Here is a 19,236-nt window from a genome sequence, read left to right as displayed (position 1 = left end):
ACCAAAAACAAATGAAAAAAGGAATAACCGTAACCATTTTAATTTTTATTGCCATCATTTTTTTTGGCGCACTTTACTATTTGTACGCAAAGAATCAAGAGTCGCCAGTTGTTTTTAAAACAGAAAAATCGGAAATTAAAACAATCGTAAAAAATACGATCGCTACTGGAAATATTCAGCCTGATGAAGAGGTCTTAATCAAACCAAACATTTCAGGAATTATTGAGCAAGTTTATATTAAAGCTGGAGAAAAAATCAAAGCCGGAGATATGATTGCTAAAATTAGAGTAGTAGCAAATGTATCAAATGTAAGTAGTACACAAAATCAAGTACAGACTGCAAAAATTGCTTTAGACAATCAGGAAAAAATCTATCAGAGACAAAAAACGCTTTTTGATAAAGATGTAATTTCTGCTAATGATTTTGATGCGGCACAATTAGCTTACAAACAAGCAAAACAAAATTACCAAGCGGCACTGCAAAGTTTGGATATCGTAAAAACAGGAACAACTTCTTCATTAGGAAGCTATGCAAATACTTTAATCCGTTCAACAGTTAACGGAATGGTTCTGGCTGTTCCTGTAAAAGTTGGAAATCAGGTTATTGAAAGTAACAACTTTAATGAAGGAACTACAATTGCAAGCGTTGCCGATGTAGGAAGAATGATTTTTATTGGAAAAATAGACGAGTCTGAAGTTGGGAAAATTAAAGAAAAAATGCCTATTGAAATCACAGTAGGAGCTATTGAAAATAAAAAATTCGATGCTGTTTTAACCGATATCGCACCAAAAGGAGTTACAGAAAATGGCGCAATCCAGTTTGAAATAAAAGCTTCACTTCAAAATCGAGATGAAACATTTATTAGAGCAGGTTTAAGTGCGAACGCTTCTATCATTCTTGAAAAAGCCGAAAAAGTTATGGCTATTAAAGAATCATTAGTTCAATTTGATAAGAAAACACAAAAACCTTACGTTGAAGTAGAAACAACTCCTCAAAAATTCCAAAGAAGAGATTTAGTTTTAGGGGTAAGCGACGGAATTTACGTTCAGGTAAAAAGCGGTCTTAAAAACACAGATAAAATTAAAATCTGGAATCAAGGTTTAATTGACGAGAAGGATAAAAAAGAAAATTAAAATTGTAAGAGTTTTTTGGTTTTTAAAAAATGTTAAATTTGCGTAATTCACAAACCGCACTTTATTAAAAATATATGAAAATAAATAAATATAATACCCTTGTTTTTGCCATGTTATTCGGTTTTGGATTAACCAGTCAGGCACAAACAAAACAATGGACTTTAGAAGAATGTGTGAGATATGCATTAGATAATAACATCACCATAAAACTGTCAGAGTTAGATGTAAAAACGGCTACTATTGACAAAAGAGGTGCTTTAGGAAGCTTTCTTCCAACAGTAAATGGAAATGCATCGCATTCATGGAATATCGGTTTGAACGTTAACCCTGTTACCAACATTGCGACTACTCAAACTACACAATATTCTTCTGTAGCCGTAAATGCAAATGTTGATATTTACAAAGGTCTTCAAAATCAAAATGCATATCGTAGATCACAGCTTTCTATTGTGGCATCAAAATACCAATTGTTAAAAATGCAGGAAGATATTTCTTTGAACGTGGCCAATGCTTTCCTTCAAATTTTATCTAATAAAGAAGATTTAAAAGTGAAGAAAGAACAACTTGCTATTGATGAAAAACGTTACGCACGTTCTGAAGAAATGGTAAGTGCAGGAACAATTCCGCGTGGTGATTTATTTGATTTAAAAGCAACTGTTGCGACTGACAAACAAAATATTGCAGTTTCTGAAAACAACTTATTAATTTCTAAATTAAGTTTGGCACAGCTTCTTCAATTAAAAGAATTTGCAGATTTTGATGTTGTTGACGACACAAATGCAAAAGACGAAAATAATATCATGGCTCAAAGTCCAGTTGATATTTACAATAAAGCAAAAGAAACCAGAACAGAATTAAAATTAGCACAGACCAATCTGGAAATAGCGGAAAAAAACGTTACCATTGCAAAAGGTGCGTATCAGCCAACACTTAGAGGATTTTATCAATTTAGTACAAGTGCGAGTTATAGCGACAGATTAATTGGAACTGATGCTGGAGGAAATCCAATTTATGCAGGGCCAAATCCGGTTTTTGATCAGTTTAGTGATAACAAAGGGCATAATTTTGGATTTCAGTTAAGTGTTCCTATCTTTAATGGTTTCTCGGCAAAAAATAACGTTGAAAGAAATAAAGTAACTTTAGAGAAATCTAAAATAGATTTAGAGCAAAAAAGTTTAGATTTGCAGCGTAATGTTTACACAGCATTTACAGATGCAAAAGCATCTTTAAATACATATGAATCAGCGACTGTTACGTTAGAAGCGAGACAACAGGCTTACAATTATGCTAAAGAAAAGTATGATGTAGGCTTGATGAATTCATTTGATTTTACACAGGCGCAAACATTGCTTACAAACGCACAATCAGACGTTATTAGAACAAAGTACGATTACATGTTCAAAATAAAAATACTTGAATTCTATTTTGGAATTCCAATTGTACCAATTATTGCAAAATAATTTATTATGTCAAAAAAATTAGTTTACTTCTTATCTGCCGCAGTATTTCTTATTATTGTTTTATTAATTCTTTCCAAAACTGGAGCATTAGGAAATAAAGATAAAGGGAAAGAAGTAGAAATCTCAAAAGTAACGGCTTCGACTATTATCGAAACTGTTTCGGCAACAGGTAAAATTCAGCCTGAGATAGAAGTAAAACTTTCATCTATGGTTTCCGGCGAAATTATCGCGCTAAACGTAAAAGAAGGTCAAGTTGTAAAAAAAGGGGATTTATTAGTAAAGATAAATCCTGATTTATATACTTCCGGATTAGAACGTTCTGTAGCTAATTTGGCCGGAACCAAAGCTAGTTTGACACAATCAGATGCCAGTTTTAAAGAAGCAAAAGCAAATTATGAACGTAATAAAACGTTATACGATAAAGGCGTAATTTCAAGATCTGACTGGGATAAAGCCATTTCTACGTATGAAGTCGCAAAAGCAACCAAACAAAGCGCTTATTATAATGTTGAAAGCGCTTCGGCATCTGTTACAGAAGCCAGAGACAATTTAGGACGAACTACAATTTATTCTCCTGCAGATGGTACAATTTCAGTATTAAATGTAGAATTAGGAGAACGTGTTTTGGGAACGCAGCAAATGGCGGGAACAGAACTTTTGCGAGTAGCCAATCTTAATAACATGGAAGTTGAAGTTGATGTAAACGAAAACGACATTGTAAAAATTAAAATTGGAGACGAAGCCAATGTTGAAGTTGATGCTTACCTTAAAAAGAAATTTAGAGGTGTAGTAACCAGTATTTCAAATTCGGCAAGTACAACATTAACCTCAGATCAGGTAACGAATTTTAAAGTTAAAGTGAGAATCCTGAAAGAATCGTATCAAGATTTATTAGAAGGAAAACCAGAAGCGTATTCACCATTCCGACCTGGAATGACGGCTACAGTTGATATCATTACACAAACTAAATCAAATGTTTTGGCAGTGCCGATTAGTTCGGTTGTCGTGAAATCAGACACAACTGCTGTAAAAGATTTTAAAGTTGACGATCCAAATGAGAAAAAAGCAGCTCCGAAAAGCGATAAGAAATTCGAATGCGTTTTTGTAAAAGTTGGTGATAAAGCTAAAATCAGAATCATTAAAACTGGAATTCAAGACGATACTAATATTGAAGTAATGTCAGGATTAAAACCAGGCGATGTGGTAATTACTGGGCCTTATACCACTGTTTCTAAAGACCTGAATTCAGGAGATAAAGTAAAACTTAAAACAGCTGAGACTTCTAAAAAATAAATTAGTATGATTTCATTATGCGGAAGTCCTCCAGCAGGTTTTTTTGTGGCATTTAGTTTTGGTTTAATTATAGTTGTCGCTCTTCTTTTTATCAGTCATTACAAAGCTTATAATAGTCAGTTTTATAAGGAGGAATACGTTTATTTCTCAGTTACGAAGAAGGTGATTCTTTATATAAGTTTCCTTATGATTAACTTATGTATCTTGCCACTGTTACTTTTATTATGTGTCTTTCTTTTTTCATAATTTTTTATAATAATTAAAATAAATATTTTGTCTTTCATTCTTAACATCGAAACAGCAACCAAAAATTGTTCAGTATCCATTGCAAAAAACGGAGAAACTATTTTGTGTAAAGAAATCGCTGAAGAAGGATATTCGCATGCCGAAAAACTTCACGTTTTTATTGAAGAAGTAATTGCAGAATCAGGAATATCAGTACAGGATTTAAATGCTGTTGCTGTAAGTCAGGGACCAGGTTCTTATACGGGTTTACGAATTGGTGTTTCGGCAGCAAAAGGATTGTGTTATGCTTTAAATATTCCGTTAATTGCCGTTGATACTTTACAAACATTAGCTTCAAAAGCAGCTGTTTCTGAAGGCAAAATTATTCCAATGCTTGATGCTCGAAGAATGGAAGTTTACAGCGAAGTTTTTAATGCCAATTTAGAAGTGGAAAGAGCTATTGAAGCAGAAATTATTACAGAAGATTCATTTTCTGAATACACTGAAAAAATCTATTTTGTGGGAGATTGTGCAGAGAAATGCAAATCAGTTTTAACCAAAGATAATTTCGTGTTTTTAGAAGATATCAAATTTCCTTCGGCAAATGAAATGAGTAAAATCAGTTATGATAAATATCAAAAAAGCGACACTGTAGATGTCGCTTATTTTGAGCCTTATTATTTAAAAGATTTTATGATGACAACGCCATCAAAAAAACAATAAGTTTATTTTTGAAGTGTAAACGGCTGAACCGAAATTCCTGCTTCGTCTAAAGCGGCTTTACAATTTTCAAGTGTTTCCGAGAAAACAGCGCCATAATTTGCATTTTTAGCCCACGGACGTACTGCAAAATCTACAGAACTTGCCGACAAGTTTTTTACAAAAACTTCAGGTGCGGGATTTTCAAGTACTTTTGGGTTTTTATGTAAAACCTCTAAAAGAATATCTTTTGCTTTTTTAATATCGGAATCATACGAAATTGAAAAAGTCAAATCGGCTCTTCTTTCTCCCTGCATCGAGTAATTAATAATAGTTCCGTTTGATAAAGCACCATTTGGTACAAAAACAGTCTGATTGTTTCCTGTTAGCATTTTGGTTACAAAAATCTGAATTTCTAAAACCGTAGCAACAACTCCCTGAGCCTCGATAGTGTCGCCAACTTTAAAAGGTTTAAAAACAATAATCAGCATTCCTCCTGCAAAGTTAGAAAGTGATCCTTGTAATGATAATCCAACAGCAAGACCCATTGCTCCCAAAATGGCAACGAATGAAGAAGTTTCGATTCCGAGTTTTGAAATGAAGGTTACAAACAATAAAATTCGTAATGCCCAAAGCAAAATATCGGCAAGGAAATTCCTTAAAGTTGGGTCAAGATTTCTCTTAACCATTATTTTTCTAATAATTCGATTTATTAATCGAATAGCGTACAATCCAATAAATAATATTAGGAATGCAGAGATTAATTTAGGCGAATAATCAATTAAAACATTGATAAATGTTGTAGCGTAATTACCCAGCTGATCCGGATTCATGTCCATGTTATTTCGAATAAAAAAACCTTCTCAAAAGAGAAGGTATATTAGTGCTGCAAATATAAAAATAATTTGTTTTTCGAAGTATACGAATCGTCTTTACTTGTCAGATTCTTCACTAAGTTCTGTTACAGATTCCTCGCTTACATCAAATACGGTTTCTGCAGCTGTTTTGTGAGTATCTGCATCATCGATTATTGAATCAATGATGTCTTCTATTACGTCAGAAGCTTTGTCTGCATAGTCGATAATCGCATCTTTTGTTTCATTTGCAAAGTCGGCTGCGGTTTCCAAGATAGGTTCTGCAACTTCTTTAATTTTAGTAATTGTTTCTTCGGCAGTAGTTTCTGTTTTATCCGCTAAATCTTCCGCTGTTTCTTTGGCAGGACCAAATAAATTCTTAAAAAATGACGTTAATCCCATGTTTTTGGTGTATTAGTTGAGATTACAATATTAACAGTTTTTCCTCAAAAACAATTTTAATTTTAGAATAAATAATTGATAACTAATAAAATAAGGAAATAAAAAAAGCACCTCGTTTAGAGATGCTTTTTCAATATAATACAAAATGTTTTTTATGCATTTAAAGCTTCTACTTTGATAGCTTCATCGTTTAACATGCTTTTCAGCATATTTTCGATACCACTTTTTAAAGTAAATGTAGAAGATGGACATCCGCTGCAAGCTCCCTGAAGAATTACTTTTACTGTTTTATCATCTTCATTATAAGAATCAAAAGCAATATTTCCACCATCAGCAGCTACGGCTGGTTTTACGTATTCTTCTAGAATATTAATAATCTGCTGAGAAGTTACATCAAGCTTGTCAAAAGCTTCATCTTTTGCAGTGTCATTTTTGGCTGTAGTCTGGATCAAACTTTCATCAAGAACAGTTCCGCCGTTTTCAATAAACTGCTTAATAAACGTTCTTAATTCCAATGTGATTTCCTGCCAGTCGTTGATTTCGTATTTCGTTACCGAAATATAATTTTCATCGATAAAGATTTCTTTTACATACGGGAATTTAAATAATTCCTGTGCCAGTGGAGAAGAAGCTGTCTGATCGATATTTTTGTATTCAACAGCTGTTCTGGTAAGCATTCTGCTCACTACAAATTTTAAAGCCGCTGGATTTGGAGTAGTTTCTCCATAAACCGTAATAGGCTGCTTTTTAGGTTTGTTTTCATCAACTTTAACAATAACACCTCCTTTGTCTACAAATGCAGTAATTTGTTCCGCAACTGCATCTTTTACATCATCCCAATCAACAATACTGTATCGTTCAATTGCGATAAAATTTCCTGAAATGTAAACTGTTTTTACAAATGGCAGATAAAACAATTGCTGCGCCAGCGGAGAAGCCTGTGCTTCGTCGATATTTTTGAATTCAAAACTTTGATTCTGAGTAATAAAGTCCTCAAATTCGAACTTTAAGATAGTTGGATTTTGAGTCTCTTTTATAGTGATTTTTGTCATGGTAGTAATTTTTTGCAAATTTACTAAAGTTATTTTCTACTAATACCTATATTTGATTTTTTAATGAAATAATTAAGACTCTTCTCAAATAATTCGTATTAAATTGCAAGAGTGAAAATTATACAAATACAAAATTGCCTTTATGAAATTTAAAACTAGGGTTTTATTCATTTTTTTAATTTGTTCTTTTTATTCTTATTCACAGGAAGGAATTCCAGTTTATTCGGATTATTTATCGGATAATTACTATTTGATTCACCCGTCAATGGCAGGTGCTGCCAATTGCGCTAAAATACGATTAACTGCCAGAAAACAATGGTTTGGTCAGGAAGAAGCACCAACATTGCAGACTTTAAGTTTTAACGGAAGAGTATCAGATCGTTCTGGTGCCGGAATTATTGTTTTTAATGACAAAAACGGTTATCATTCGCAAAAAGGTGTAAAACTGACCTACGCCCATCATATTATGTTTTCGAGAGATGAACTGGATTTGAATCAGTTGTCTTTTGGTATTAGCGGAGGATTAATTCAGAGCCAGTTAGACGAAACTAATTTTGGCGGTACTTTTGATCCTATTGTTTTTGGTGCGATTCAGAAGGATTCTTATTTCAATTTAGATATTGGAGCATCGTATAATTATCTTGATTTTTATGCTCATGCAACGGTTCAAGGTGTTCTGGAAACTAGAAGAGATTTGTATACAGATTATGAAAGCGATAATTTAAGAAAATACCTTTTGAGCGTAGGTTACGTATTTGGTAAACGAAATAGTATAACTTGGGAACCGTCTGTTTTATTTCAGTTATTTGATAAGACAAAAGAAAAATCTATTGACTTGAATTTAAAAGCCTATAAGAACATGGATTTTGGAAGTCTTTGGGCAGCATTATCGTATAGAAGAAGTTTTGATGGTGCAAGATATCTTGCAGGAAACAATACAGTTTCAGATCAAAAACTACAATATTTTACGCCAATTGTGGGATTGAATTTCAATAGATTTATGTTTGCTTACACCTATACTCAAGTTACAGGAAATGTAAAATTTGATACTGGCGGATATCACCAGATCACACTGGGAATTGATTTATTTTGTAGAAAGGAACGTTACGATTGTAATTGTCCTGCGATTAATTAAAATTTTATTATGCTGATTAAATCTGTAAACGGAAAATCACCTTCTATACCAGAAGATTGTTATGTAGCTGAAAATGCAACTATTGTGGGAGATGTTTCTTTTGGAGAATCCTGCAGTGTTTGGTTTAATGCCGTTGTGAGAGGCGATGTGCATTTTATTAAAATAGGAAACAAAGTAAATATTCAGGATGGTGCTATTATTCATTGTACCTACCAAAAACACCCTACGATTATAGGAAACAATGTCTCAATTGGCCATAATGCAATTGTTCATGGCTGTACAATTCATGATAATGTTTTAATTGGAATGGGAGCTATTGTAATGGATAATTGTGTGGTAGAAAGCAATTCGATAATCGCAGCCGGAGCGGTTGTAACTCAAAATACAGTAATTCCTTCTGGAAGTATTTTTGCGGGCGTTCCTGCCAAAAAAGTAAAAGATATTGACCAATCTGATTTTGCTGGCGAAATTGGGCGTATTTCAAATAATTACGTTATGTATTCGAGCTGGTTTAAAGAAGAATAGATTTAAAAAATTCCAATAAAAAAGAAATTCCAAATTCCAATCTTTGACAATGATTGGAGTTTGGAATTTTTATTTTAGGATTTACTATATTAAAGATTGATCTTCTCGAAAAAAGCGTTTTTGTAGCTTTCGCTTATTGGGATTCGTTTGTCGCTAATCAAAACCTTATTTTTCTGGATTGATTTTACATGTTTTATATTGATAATATACGACCTGTGAATTCTTGAAAAACCTTTGTTTGACAGCAGATTTTCCAGTTTTATTAAGCTGATTAAAGTTAAAGTGAATTTGTTGTCTGTAGTGTAGATTTTCACATAATCCTTTAGACCTTCAATAAACAAAATATCAGAGAAATTAAGTTTTACGTTTTCGTACTCGGCTCTTACAAACATGAAATCTTGTTCGACTTCAGTAACTGAACTGGTTTCTGAAACAGGCTGAACTGCCGCCACCGGAGCATTGATCTGTTGCGCTCTTACTACTGATTTTAGAAAACGATGAAACGGAATTGGTTTTACCAAATAATCTACTGCTCCAAGATTAAAACCTTCAACAGCATAATCAGAATAAGCAGTCGTAAAGATTACTAAAGGTTTTTTTTCAATAGTATTTAAAAAATCTATTCCTGAAAAATGAGGCATTTGAATGTCTAGAAATATCAAATCAATATTATTTTGATTGATAAACGAAACGGCGTCGATAGCATTGTTAAAAGTATTGACTAATTCGAGTGAATCTACTTTTTTGACAAAATCTTCCAGTAATTCAACTGCTAACGGTTCATCATCTATAATTACACATTTCATTTGCTGGGGATTTAGTTTAAAGTTGTTTTCACCGCTCAAAAGTAGTTTTAAACCAGTATATTAAGTTTTAAAATTATCATAAAATACTGGTTTGAGTTTAAAGTTAGGCATTTACCGTAATGGTTTTGCTTAAAGTATATCCATCTGTCAGATTTCCTGTAAGGGTAGCTAATTCTTGAGAAAGACTGTCTGAGAACACATTATCGTTTGCATTTTTAGTATCGGCCTGTCCATGAGCAGCATAATTGGTACTCGAATATACGGTACTCGATATGGTTTCAGGAAATGCAATTTGAGTTACTAATAAAGATGAGCCGCTGCTGGTTAATACTTCAACATGTACATGCGGCGCACGCCCTTGATACCAGCCTGGATAAATGGAGATAAACGAAACTTCTCCGCTTGAATTTGTAGTTTGTCTTCCTCTTAAAAAATGAACAGAAGTATAATCGGTTTGCTGCATTTGTGTTCCTCCATATTCGGAATAATTTCCATCTTTATCGCAATGCCATATGTCTACTAAAACATTTGCAAGAGGTGCACAGTCATTGTTTTTGTTTTCAATTTTTAAATTAATCAAAAGCGCAATTCCAACACGGTCTGATGTGATATTTTCCAACACAAGCTGACTTGGCGTTTTTATTGGAAATGGACCTTTGGTTTCTGAAGGAGAAACAACACAACTGCCATCTGACGAATTGGTTTCTGAGTCATCGTTGTCGCTTTTCGAACATGATTCTAAAAGTTTAGTAGCTCCTGCTAATGCTGTAATGCCTAAAAGACCGTTTCGAATGAATTTTTTTCTGTCCATAATCACAAGATTTAATTTACAGTGGTTTTAATTTCGTCTAATTTTAGATTTAAATGAACTCGGTAATATTGATCATCTTGATTAATTGTTAGTTCGTGTGCATTTGGATAAAGCAGATCCAATCGGTTTTGAATGTTTACAAGTCCAATGCCTGAATTATCAGGGTCTTTTTCATAGTTTTCGATAGTGTTTTCGATCCAGAAATCCAGATTGTTTTCTGAGATGAAAATTTTAATTTTTACATGTGCAGCACCCTTGTAATCAGTTCCGTACTTAAAAGCATTTTCAACAAAAGAGATCAGCAGTAACGGTTCAATAAATTTGTTTTTGGTATCGCCATGCACATTTATTACAATATCTTCAATATTGTTGAGTCTTAGTTTTTGCAATTCAATGTAATTCTGAATGTAATTGATCTCTTTTTCTAAAGCCACCGTTTTATTATCGGTCTCATACAACATATAGCGCATGAGTTCAGACAAGGTGACGATGGCATCAGGAACCAAATCAGATTTCTTATGTGCCAAAGAATAAATACTGTTTAAAGAATTGAATAAAAAATGTGGATTGGTTTGCTTACGCAGATAAATTAATTCAGTATTTGTTCGGTGTGTTTCGGCAATTAATTTGTTTTGCTGGTTGTTATAAAACTCCGTCAGGGTTCTTATAACCGCGCTTATCGTAATAATTAAAATATAAAAGAAAGAAGGACCGATTTTAAAGAAAAGCGGCTGTCTCATTTCTACTCTAAGATGTCTGCCTCTGGGTATAAAATTAGGATCGGGAGGCATCATTCTGGCAGGAACAACATTCGCAGGGCGTAAATGTCTGAATTCAGGAATAAAATAATTAATCCTGATAATCATAAAAATGGCAACAATTGCAAAAACAAAAAGAAAGTATTTCCAATATTTTTTCTGCAGAAGCAAAGCCGGTACCAAATAGAAATAATTCAAATAGAACAAAACAATTCCAGTTATCCATTGTACATAGAAATCATTATTGATCCTAAAAGGACTTTCGTAGAACTGAATTAATGATGTCAGAATAAAGAACACCCAAATCATGCAGTGGAATAAGATTTTGTTTGAATTTGTATTTCTAATGGTATCTATTTTCATTATAATTTTATTTTTAATAAAATTAATTCATTTTTGGTTACCGTTGGCGATGTGTGTTCTTTGAGTTTCTCGACTACTAAATCGGCAGTTTTTAAAGCGTCTTCTTCGGTCGAAAAACTTTTATTTTCACTTATAGCGGGAATAATGGACTGCCTTATAATAATTTGATCTTTATAGGCAATTGAATATCCCCAGCCAGTGTTGGTTTGAAACGATTCTGTTTTTAGAACTTCTTTTTTGTTGCAGGATGCGATTAGTAAAACAAGGAATAAAAACAGTAAATTCTTCTGGATTTTGCACCAGAAGAATTTGTTATGATTAATTGTCATCGTCGCTCTGTTCGTCTAGAGGTTTAAACTCCCATGCGTCGTCAAAATAAGTTGAACCTACTCTTCCTAACATGTAAAAACCACGGTTGTTTATAGTAAAACCTACAGCATCAGTTCTTGTTGCACCTTCCATCGGAGTTCTTTCTACCCAAAGATCAGTCGATGGATTGTATTCCCAAACGGTTTTAATGTTTTCACCACCTACAATATATCCAAGTCCATTCATAGAGAAACTAGAAGCATTGGCTCTTACGATCGCATAATCATCATTGTATGAGTAATCGTCGTCAGTATCTTTATCCACATCTCTTTTTCTGGTCCATACATCTGTTGCGGGATCAAATTCCCAAAAATCTTCTTGATAAACACCGTTGTTAACTCCAGTTACCAAATACGCTTTATCTGAAATTACAAATACAGTGGCATTACGTCTTTTGTTACCGCTGAATCCGTTTACAAGAGTCCATGTATTGGCTTGATCGTCGTATTGATAAAAATCTTTCAAATAATTTCCATCATATCCAGTTCCGAAATATGCTTTTCCGCCAGCTTGAAAACCTACTGCTGCATAACGTGCAGTTCCGCCAAAATCAGTTTTTTGGGTCCAGCTGTTGCTTGTTGGATCGTACTGATAGAAATCTTTCAGTCTGTTCGTTCCATCGTATCCAAGACCAACATATCCCTTAGAGTTTAAAGCAAAACTAGATGCAGAACTTCTTCCCACCCCAATAAAATCAGCTTTTTGTTCCCAATAATCTCCAGTTGAATTATAAGCCCATAAATCTTTTAGGTAAACATCTCCGGTATAACCAGTTGCTACATAAGCATAATCTCCAATAACAAAACTTGTTGCACTAGATCTTGCAGGTCCGTCAAATGCTGATTTTTTGACCCAGTTTCCCATTAAATCATCATCGTCATCGTCGTTGCTGCAGCTTACAAAAAAGAGACTGGTAAGCAGTGTCGCGAATAATAATCCTTTTTTAAAATTACTCATAGTGTTAAAATTTATTTAGTGTTTGTATTTGATCCCTATTCCTAACATATATCCATTTCCGGTATTAAAATCATAAGTTGTATGATTATCGCTGTCAGTCAATTTGTATTGTTTATTAAAATTATATCCAGCTTTAAAATTCAAAAACCAGTTTCTATCTACGTTTCTTTCATATTCCAAGGAAGTAGTCATTTGCGATAAAGATGCTTTTACTGTATTGTTTAAATTACTCTGAGCATCTAAATTGTAAAAGCTTCCGTTGAAACTATTATTCAGCATGAACTTATTTCTTGTATTGTTTGAATAAGAAATGCTGGACTCCGGAAAACCAATCCATACATTCGTTTTATCATTTGGCGTATAGCGTATGGATGCAGTTGGCAGGAATTTTGGATTTCCAAAAACTGTTGTTCGGGCTGCTCCAATACTTAAAGTTGTTTTCGGATTTAATTGCTGGCTTATTTCAAAACTTCCTAAAAGCGTAAAATCAGTAAAATCTAAATCCTGCTGGAAACTAAACATTGGCGTAACCGAAAAATGAAGTTTTGTTGAGTTTGAAATTTCCTGTGAGAATTCAATTTTGTCTTCTATTTTTTGGAATTTGTCGATGTTTTGAAATGATTCAAAATCTCCTAAATCATAGTTTACATTTAGATTCGAATAATTCACGGTGTTTTTGATAATGCTTTTTTGAGTCAGTTTTTCGTTGAAGAACAATGAAAAACTAGTTTCATTAAAATCAATTTTATCGACTGGCTCTGTTTTAAAATTCAATGCGGCCGAAAAGTTTTCCTGTGCATTCATGTTTAAAAACAGCATTACAAAAAACAAACAAATTATAAATCTTACTTTCATTACCTAATTTATTGGCTCAAAAGTAGGCTGACGACCGGGCTTAAAAAAAGAATATATATATACGGCTCGTTTTGATAGACAAAACAGCTGTTTTTAATGCCGAATGAAATATTAATGAGCGTAACACTGTCATAGATGATTTAAGAGCATTAATAGACCAAAAACACGCAGTAGTATATGTTATGATGCAGTGCAGAAGAGGGCAATTTATATTTGTCCAAAAAATTAGTTATGCGTAAGTTTTTATTACTGTTGTTTTTTGCTTTGACGATGTTTTCATGTGGCACAGATACAGATGCGGGAGAATTTGTTGTAGGATCTGATTATTTAGCTTTAAGCAATAAAGTAGTTATGATCGATACAGTAACAGTCGAAATGTCTACCATCAATTTTGATTCGCTGGTAACTTCAAGTCAAAGCCGTATTTTAATTGGAAATTATGATGATCCTATTTTCGGAAAAGTAAAATCAAACAGTTATTTTCAGCTTTCGGGTAGTTCCTATGCGCTGAACAATTCGGGTTCAGATACAGAAGCTGTAAATTTTGTCTTCGATTCTATTTCAATGATTTTAAAGTATGATAATTATTATTACGGAGATACGACGCAGGTTCAGAAATTTGATATTCATCGTCTTACACAAAAAGTAAAACCAAATACAGATGATGATAGTTTTTACAATAATTCAACTTTGACTTATAGTGATGAAAGTTTAGGAACGATTTCATATAAACCACGTCCAACAGAGAAAGACTCGATCAACATTAGAATGAATGATGCTTTAGGAGCCGCTCTTTTCCAAAAAATAAAAAGCAGGGAAATTACCAATTTTGATTCTTTTACAGAATATCTAAAAGGACTTGTTCTTGTTCCTTCCACTTCCAACTCTTCTAGTGTAATTGGGTTTAGTACTTCGACCAGCAAAGTGCGTTTGTATTATTCAAAATATCAAGCCGATACCGAAGACGAATCGTATTATCTTGATTTTACGGTTTTAAATACTGATAAACAGTTTAATTCTATTTCGCTCGATAAAACAGGAACACTTATTCAAAATCTGCCCATATCCAGCAGTAAACTTTCCAGTACGGCAACCAACAAACAAGGATTTATTCAGTCTGGAACCGGAGTGGCCTGTAGGATCGATTTTCCGAATATAAAAAAGCTCAAATACATTTCGGATAACGGAGCTATCGTTGATGCTAAATTAATTCTGAAACCCGTCAATAATTCGTATTCAGATAAATACCCTCTGGCAGATTCTCTTAAGGTGTATGTGGGAGATAATCTCAACAGAATCAGCGGTTCTCTACAGAGTTCATCAGGAGCGGCAGTATTCGGAATCCTAAACAAGAAAAGCGATGAGTTTAATGAGAATGTCGGTTATACCATTCCATTAGGGAATTTTCTTCAAAAGGAAATGCTGCGTTCGGCTGATTCCAGATCTTCTTTGATTTTGACTCTGCCAGGAATTTCTAAATCGGTTAACCGACTTGTTTTAGGAGATCAAAAACATCAGGACAATAAAATTCAACTCAAAATTTATTATCTCTCATATTAGATGAAAAATAAAATAGTTTTTTTAAGCTGCTTCATTTTAATGTCGCTGACTTCATTTTCGCAAAGTATTTCAAGTTCGCCTTATTCATTGTATGGAGTAGGAAGTGTATACGATTCAGATTTTGGTTCAATACCTTCAATTGGATCTTCAGGTATTGCATTGCCTTCAACTAGTTTTATCAATAATTTAAATCCTGCTTCATTAGGTTTCATGCCTCTAAATCATTTTATGTTTGACATAGGAGGGAAAGCAATCGGAACAACATATGAAAGCGGATCAAGAACCGAAAAGAGAAATAATTTTCAGTTTTCGCATTTAGCATTTGCTTTTCCGGTTACCAAAAATTCGGCTTTTAGTGTAGCATTAAGGCCTTACTCAAGTTCAACCTTTAAAATTTCAAACCTTGTTCTGCCTATTGCCGACAGTCAGGAAACCTATACTTTAACAGCAGAAGGTTCTGGAGGATTAAATAATTTCGATTTCTCTTACGGATATCGTTTTGGTAAAAAATTGACTGTAGGTGCATCAGCAGCTTTATTGTTTGGGAATGTTGTTGATGATCGCTCATTTTTAATTGCAAGTTCACTTACTACTGTTCATAAAAAGACAGATTATAATGGTTTTAGGGCGACTTTAGGAACGCAGTATGTTATCGATTCAACACTTACAATAGGAACCACTTTCAAACTTCCAGCACAAATAAAAGGTTCTAAAGTGCAATCTGTAGAAACTATTTCTAATGAAGTTGTAAGTTCTTTAGAATCTGAGGCATCTTCAAATGTTGATGATTATTACATGCCTCTAGAAATTGGAATTGGTATAAGCAAGCGATTTAAAAATGTTTTGAATATGACTCTAGATTACGAAAAGAGCCTTTGGAAAGATACCAACCAATCTGAGTTATATGGCACATTTGTAAATCAAGACCGATTTGCTTTGGGATTTACTTATTTTAATCCCAAGAAAAATATACGGAAATATTGGGATCGTGTTCAATATTCGGCCGGTGCTAATTTTGATACGGGTTACTTAGAAGTAGACGGAAAAAGGGTGAACAATGCCGCGATTTCTTTTGGTGTGAACCTGCCCATTGAAAACACTTTTTCAGCAATCAATATTTCATATTCATATGGACAAAAAGGACGTATTTCTGATAATTTAATTAAAGAGAATTATCATAAACTGTCTATTAATTTGTCTTTGGACGGAATTTGGTTTGTGAAACGAAAATTCGATTAATGGTTTAAAACTCTTTTTCTATAACGGGATATTTGTTGTCTAAAATAGAACTCAAAACCGCTGGGTTTGAATTTACATAAAATACAGGATCGTTGTGCTGAGCATCTGTAAAGCCAACCTTATCACGTAAAATATTTTGTGTTTGTCTTGCTACTGCTTCGCCTGAGTCTATAATTTTAATATGCTCTGGAAGTATTTTTTTAATTTGTGGAATCAGGTAAGGGTAGTGGCTGCAGCCTAAAACAAGGTAATCGATATTGGCATCGATCATAGGCTGTAGATAAGATTCTAATAATTGAGTCATTTCAGGAGAATATAAATTTCCATCTTCAATTAACTGTACTAATCCGTGACCTACCTGTTCGATAATGGTAGTGTGCTGAAACATCTCGGCCGTTTTGTTAAAAAGCTCACTGTTTAGTGTTCCTTGTGTTGCTAAAATCCCAATAACTTGTGTCTGCGAATTATTAGCTGCAGGTTTAATTGCTGGCTCAATACCTATAAAAGGAACGTCATAATCACGACGAAGTTCTGTAATAGCATTTGTGGTAGCAGTATTACACGCTACAACAATTAATTTACAGTTATTTTCTAGTAAAAATTCGACGTTTTTTTTGCTTAGCGCAACAATTTCATCTTTTGTTCTTTGCCCGTAAGGAGCATTTTTACTGTCGGCTAAATATATAGTTTTTTCGTGCGGAAGTAGTGCATGGATTTCGCTCCAGATTGAAGTTCCTCCAATTCCTGAGTCAAAAATGCCTATAGGATTATTGTTTGTCATACTACAAAATTAGTATTTTTTACTTTCTCTGCAATTTGGTTTTTTAAATAAAAAGATATTTTATTGTAAATAAAATACTATATTTATGCTTCACCCAAAAAACAATAACACTATGAAAATTATTGAAAAATTGTCATCTGAAAAGCTGACTAAAGAAGAGATGAAAAAAATTAATGGAGGAAATGCACCAGAGTGCTATGGCATTGCTTGTATCGTTGGATTTGATGAAGTCAGAAAGCCTATTTGGGAATGTTTTCCATCAGGGACTAAATGTCCTCCAAGAACTTAATGCACTTTTTGTGTATTGAAGAAGAAGGGGCTGGTATCAGTTCCCGTTTTTGAGTTTAATACGGTCAAAAAAAACGGCTCAAACTTTAAAGCTTGAGCCGTTTTTATGTAATTAAAGTTTTTCTTAGAAACCTAAGTCTTTTTTCACATCAGCAGTGATGTTTGGACCATCAGCTAATAATAAAGTAGAACCATCTAAAACGTATTGGTAACCTTTAGCTTTTCCAATTTTTTGGATTGAAGCTCTTACTTTTTCCATTAATGGTTTTACGATGTCAGTTTCTTTTTGTTGCAATTCTTTTTGAGCATTGTCTCTGTAATCAACAATTCTTTTTTGCATATCTTGAACTTCTTTAGAACGGTCACCGTTAACAGCTTCAGTTACTGTTGCAGCTTCTGCCTCATACTTTTTGATTTTAGTTTGATATTCATCAACCATTTTTTTGTATTCAGCATCATATGTCCCACTTAATTTTTGCAGTTGATTTTGAGCATCAAGCATCGCAGGCATTTTCGACATAATCTCGCTAACATCAACATGGGCAACCTTCGCCTGTGCGTTCATTGTGTTACTTGCTCCTAAAACTAGAATTGCAGCAATTAGTAAAGTTTTGATTTGTTTCATCATTTTTAAAATATTAATTAATTATTGGTCGTATTTGTTTTTTGTGTTTCGGCCTCTTTTGCTTTTTTGGCCGCTTCTCGCTCTTCGAGTATTTTTTTCCTTCTTTCCTCTAATTCTTTCTTACGTTGCTCATAAAGCTTTTGTCTTTCTTCAGCTTTATTTACTGCAGGTTCTGTTGTGGTTTCGCCTGTTACAGCGGGTTTAGCGGTTTCAGTTGTATTCGTACTTGTTTTTGCTGTTTCCGCAGGTTTAGCTGTTTCGGTTGTTTTAGCTGGTTCAGAAACCGTGCCATTTTTTTTAGCCTCTCTTTCAGCTTGAATTGCTTTTCTTCTGTCTTCGTATTCTTTTTTCTTCGCTTCTTGCTCTAAACGTCTGTCTTCAATAAGCTTTTCTCTCGCCGCTTTTTTATCGTCCAGTGCTTTCTGGCGATTCGCTAAAGTAGGATTTTCATCGATTTCGTTTTCACGATTTTCTTTTGCCTCCTGTTCTTTCAATTGTTTTTTAGTCAATTGTTCGCGTTTTTCGGTTCTGTTTAAAATACGTAAAACCTGATCGCTTATGTCATATCTTTTGTTGCTGAAAAGCATTGTTAAGTCTGCTGACTTATCGAAAACAAAATCGTAATTTTTTGCTTCGGCTATATCTTGAACTGCCGTGAAAACTTGATCTTGAATAGGTTTTGCCAATGCAGATTTTTGTCTCATTAAATTACCATCAGCGCCAAACTGTTTTTCTTGGTAATCCAGCATTTCAGTTTCAAGAAATTTAATTTCAGTTTCTCTTTCTTCAATTAATTCTTTGGTAAGTAATGCTTTTTCAGTATTTAAATTTTCTTTAAGTTTATTTATATTTAATTTTTTAGCCTCTATTTCCTGTTTCCATTTTTGAGCTTTTAACTCTAATTGGGACTTAGCTTCTTTATAATCGGATACATTCTCTAAAATGTATTCCATATCAATGTAGCCAATTCTAGTCGTTCTACTCTGTGCCTGACTTGTATTTGCTACAATCAAGGCTAAAAATATAAATAAAAATTGTTTTCTCAT

Annotated in this window: 21 protein-coding genes; 9 read left to right on the top strand and 12 right to left on the bottom strand. The window is 33.5% G+C overall.

All coding sequences use genetic code 11. The annotated features are described in order from the left end of the window. Positions 1-11 precede the first annotated feature (11 nt). The 4 genes from P2W75_RS01615 to tsaB all read left to right on the top strand — a co-directional run bounded on the left by P2W75_RS01615 (position 12) and on the right by tsaB (position 4,834). Positions 12-1,133 (top strand): efflux RND transporter periplasmic adaptor subunit, encoded by a 1,122-nt coding sequence (locus P2W75_RS01615; RefSeq protein WP_276378656.1) that lies wholly within the window; start codon positions 12-14, stop codon positions 1,131-1,133. Between the two features lie 74 nt (positions 1,134-1,207). Then, positions 1,208-2,593, top strand: a complete 1,386-nt coding sequence (locus tag P2W75_RS01610) for a TolC family protein (protein ID WP_207297747.1) — start codon at positions 1,208-1,210, stop codon at positions 2,591-2,593. Between the two features lie 6 nt (positions 2,594-2,599). Further along, entirely contained in the window at positions 2,600-3,886 is a 1,287-nt protein-coding gene (locus tag P2W75_RS01605) for an efflux RND transporter periplasmic adaptor subunit (RefSeq protein WP_276378655.1), read from the top strand. Positions 3,887-4,159: 273 nt separating this feature from the next. Continuing rightward, positions 4,160-4,834, top strand: a complete 675-nt coding sequence (gene tsaB, locus P2W75_RS01600) for a tRNA (adenosine(37)-N6)-threonylcarbamoyltransferase complex dimerization subunit type 1 TsaB (RefSeq protein ID WP_207297745.1) — start codon at positions 4,160-4,162, stop codon at positions 4,832-4,834. A 2-nt stretch (positions 4,835-4,836) separates the two neighbouring features. Here tsaB and P2W75_RS01595 read toward each other — a convergent pair whose 3' ends face one another. The 3 genes from P2W75_RS01595 to P2W75_RS01585 form a co-directional block, all read right to left on the bottom strand. Further along, positions 4,837-5,649 (bottom strand): mechanosensitive ion channel family protein, encoded by an 813-nt coding sequence (locus tag P2W75_RS01595; RefSeq protein ID WP_276378654.1) that lies wholly within the window; start codon positions 5,647-5,649, stop codon positions 4,837-4,839. Between the two features lie 93 nt (positions 5,650-5,742). Continuing rightward, positions 5,743-6,066, bottom strand: a complete 324-nt coding sequence (locus tag P2W75_RS01590) for a YtxH domain-containing protein (RefSeq protein WP_276378653.1) — start codon at positions 6,064-6,066, stop codon at positions 5,743-5,745. A gap of 152 nt (positions 6,067-6,218) precedes the next feature. Beyond that, positions 6,219-7,118: a NifU family protein gene (locus P2W75_RS01585; protein ID WP_207297742.1), complete on the bottom strand. Its 900-nt coding sequence runs from the start codon at positions 7,116-7,118 to the stop codon at positions 6,219-6,221. Positions 7,119-7,260: 142 nt separating this feature from the next. Here P2W75_RS01585 and P2W75_RS01580 point away from each other — a divergent pair, with 142 nt between their 5' ends. Next, positions 7,261-8,253, top strand: a complete 993-nt coding sequence (locus P2W75_RS01580) for a type IX secretion system membrane protein PorP/SprF (protein WP_276378651.1) — start codon at positions 7,261-7,263, stop codon at positions 8,251-8,253. Positions 8,254-8,262: 9 nt separating this feature from the next. Next, on the top strand, positions 8,263-8,778 hold the full coding sequence (locus P2W75_RS01575; protein ID WP_207297740.1) for a gamma carbonic anhydrase family protein: 516 nt from the start codon (positions 8,263-8,265) through the stop codon (positions 8,776-8,778). A gap of 89 nt (positions 8,779-8,867) precedes the next feature. Here P2W75_RS01575 and P2W75_RS01570 read toward each other — a convergent pair whose 3' ends face one another. The 6 genes from P2W75_RS01570 to P2W75_RS01545 all read right to left on the bottom strand — a co-directional run bounded on the left by P2W75_RS01570 (position 8,868) and on the right by P2W75_RS01545 (position 13,697). After that, on the bottom strand, positions 8,868-9,584 hold the full coding sequence (locus P2W75_RS01570; RefSeq protein ID WP_276378650.1) for a LytTR family DNA-binding domain-containing protein: 717 nt from the start codon (positions 9,582-9,584) through the stop codon (positions 8,868-8,870). A 103-nt stretch (positions 9,585-9,687) separates the two neighbouring features. Beyond that, positions 9,688-10,395 (bottom strand): intradiol ring-cleavage dioxygenase, encoded by a 708-nt coding sequence (locus P2W75_RS01565; protein ID WP_276378649.1) that lies wholly within the window; start codon positions 10,393-10,395, stop codon positions 9,688-9,690. Between the two features lie 11 nt (positions 10,396-10,406). After that, on the bottom strand, positions 10,407-11,516 hold the full coding sequence (locus P2W75_RS01560; RefSeq protein WP_207297737.1) for a sensor histidine kinase: 1,110 nt from the start codon (positions 11,514-11,516) through the stop codon (positions 10,407-10,409). Then, positions 11,516-11,845, bottom strand: a complete 330-nt coding sequence (locus P2W75_RS01555; protein ID WP_207297736.1) for a DUF4907 domain-containing protein — start codon at positions 11,843-11,845, stop codon at positions 11,516-11,518. The genes P2W75_RS01560 and P2W75_RS01555 overlap by 1 nt, the downstream gene beginning before the upstream one ends. Further along, positions 11,835-12,842 carry a kelch repeat-containing protein gene (locus tag P2W75_RS01550; RefSeq protein ID WP_207297735.1) on the bottom strand — a complete coding sequence of 336 codons (1,008 nt, stop codon included), beginning with the start codon at positions 12,840-12,842 and terminating at the stop codon, positions 11,835-11,837. The genes P2W75_RS01555 and P2W75_RS01550 overlap by 11 nt, the downstream gene beginning before the upstream one ends. A 15-nt stretch (positions 12,843-12,857) precedes the next feature. After that, a complete protein-coding gene (locus P2W75_RS01545) occupies positions 12,858-13,697 on the bottom strand; it encodes a DUF6268 family outer membrane beta-barrel protein (RefSeq protein ID WP_276378648.1) in 840 nt (279 codons plus the stop codon). Between the two features lie 231 nt (positions 13,698-13,928). On the opposite strand from P2W75_RS01545, the gene P2W75_RS01540 reads away from it, so the two are divergent. Then, positions 13,929-15,257, top strand: coding sequence for a DUF4270 family protein (locus P2W75_RS01540; protein ID WP_276378647.1), 1,329 nt, complete (start codon positions 13,929-13,931; stop codon positions 15,255-15,257). After that, positions 15,258-16,496 (top strand): aromatic hydrocarbon degradation protein, encoded by a 1,239-nt coding sequence (locus P2W75_RS01535; protein WP_207297732.1) that lies wholly within the window; start codon positions 15,258-15,260, stop codon positions 16,494-16,496. 4 nt (positions 16,497-16,500) lie between these two features. Here the strand turns inward: P2W75_RS01535 and murI are convergent, their stop codons facing one another. Next, a complete protein-coding gene (gene murI / locus P2W75_RS01530; RefSeq protein WP_276378646.1) occupies positions 16,501-17,277 on the bottom strand; it encodes a glutamate racemase in 777 nt (258 codons plus the stop codon). A 112-nt stretch (positions 17,278-17,389) separates the two neighbouring features. On the opposite strand from murI, the gene P2W75_RS01525 reads away from it, so the two are divergent. Continuing rightward, entirely contained in the window at positions 17,390-17,566 is a 177-nt protein-coding gene (locus P2W75_RS01525; RefSeq protein ID WP_276378644.1) for a hypothetical protein, read from the top strand. A 123-nt stretch (positions 17,567-17,689) separates the two neighbouring features. On the opposite strand, the gene P2W75_RS01520 is transcribed toward P2W75_RS01525, so the two are convergent. Continuing rightward, positions 17,690-18,193 carry an OmpH family outer membrane protein gene (locus P2W75_RS01520; protein ID WP_207297729.1) on the bottom strand — a complete coding sequence of 168 codons (504 nt, stop codon included), beginning with the start codon at positions 18,191-18,193 and terminating at the stop codon, positions 17,690-17,692. A gap of 14 nt (positions 18,194-18,207) precedes the next feature. Then, positions 18,208-19,236, bottom strand: a complete 1,029-nt coding sequence (locus tag P2W75_RS01515) for an OmpH family outer membrane protein (protein ID WP_276378643.1) — start codon at positions 19,234-19,236, stop codon at positions 18,208-18,210.

This window comes from Flavobacterium sp. H4147 (assembly GCF_029360735.1).
Lineage (GTDB): Bacteria > Bacteroidota > Bacteroidia > Flavobacteriales > Flavobacteriaceae > Flavobacterium > Flavobacterium endoglycinae.
Note: the sequence above shows the minus strand (reverse complement) of the source record. Positions and strands in the feature narration are given on the sequence as shown.

Bases quoted from the DNA above. Each gene is read 5' to 3' on its own strand.
- P2W75_RS01615 (WP_276378656.1), top strand. From the start codon at position 12: ATGAAAAAAGGAATAACCGTAACCATTTTAATTTTTATTGCCATCATT.
- P2W75_RS01610 (WP_207297747.1), top strand. From the start codon at position 1,208: ATGAAAATAAATAAATATAATACCCTTGTTTTTGCCATGTTATTCGGT.
- P2W75_RS01605 (WP_276378655.1), top strand. From the start codon at position 2,600: ATGTCAAAAAAATTAGTTTACTTCTTATCTGCCGCAGTATTTCTTATT.
- P2W75_RS01595 (WP_276378654.1), bottom strand. From the start codon at position 5,649: ATGGACATGAATCCGGATCAGCTGGGTAATTACGCTACAACATTTATC.
- P2W75_RS01590 (WP_276378653.1), bottom strand. From the start codon at position 6,066: ATGGGATTAACGTCATTTTTTAAGAATTTATTTGGTCCTGCCAAAGAA.
- P2W75_RS01585 (WP_207297742.1), bottom strand. From the start codon at position 7,118: ATGACAAAAATCACTATAAAAGAGACTCAAAATCCAACTATCTTAAAG.
- P2W75_RS01580 (WP_276378651.1), top strand. From the start codon at position 7,261: ATGAAATTTAAAACTAGGGTTTTATTCATTTTTTTAATTTGTTCTTTT.
- P2W75_RS01575 (WP_207297740.1), top strand. From the start codon at position 8,263: ATGCTGATTAAATCTGTAAACGGAAAATCACCTTCTATACCAGAAGAT.
- P2W75_RS01570 (WP_276378650.1), bottom strand. From the start codon at position 9,584: ATGAAATGTGTAATTATAGATGATGAACCGTTAGCAGTTGAATTACTG.
- P2W75_RS01565 (WP_276378649.1), bottom strand. From the start codon at position 10,395: ATGGACAGAAAAAAATTCATTCGAAACGGTCTTTTAGGCATTACAGCA.
- P2W75_RS01560 (WP_207297737.1), bottom strand. From the start codon at position 11,516: ATGAAAATAGATACCATTAGAAATACAAATTCAAACAAAATCTTATTC.
- P2W75_RS01555 (WP_207297736.1), bottom strand. From the start codon at position 11,845: ATGACAATTAATCATAACAAATTCTTCTGGTGCAAAATCCAGAAGAAT.
- P2W75_RS01550 (WP_207297735.1), bottom strand. From the start codon at position 12,842: ATGAGTAATTTTAAAAAAGGATTATTATTCGCGACACTGCTTACCAGT.
- P2W75_RS01545 (WP_276378648.1), bottom strand. From the start codon at position 13,697: ATGAAAGTAAGATTTATAATTTGTTTGTTTTTTGTAATGCTGTTTTTA.
- P2W75_RS01540 (WP_276378647.1), top strand. From the start codon at position 13,929: ATGCGTAAGTTTTTATTACTGTTGTTTTTTGCTTTGACGATGTTTTCA.
- P2W75_RS01535 (WP_207297732.1), top strand. From the start codon at position 15,258: ATGAAAAATAAAATAGTTTTTTTAAGCTGCTTCATTTTAATGTCGCTG.
- murI (WP_276378646.1), bottom strand. From the start codon at position 17,277: ATGACAAACAATAATCCTATAGGCATTTTTGACTCAGGAATTGGAGGA.
- P2W75_RS01525 (WP_276378644.1), top strand. From the start codon at position 17,390: ATGAAAATTATTGAAAAATTGTCATCTGAAAAGCTGACTAAAGAAGAG.
- P2W75_RS01520 (WP_207297729.1), bottom strand. From the start codon at position 18,193: ATGATGAAACAAATCAAAACTTTACTAATTGCTGCAATTCTAGTTTTA.
- P2W75_RS01515 (WP_276378643.1), bottom strand. From the start codon at position 19,236: ATGAGAAAACAATTTTTATTTATATTTTTAGCCTTGATTGTAGCAAAT.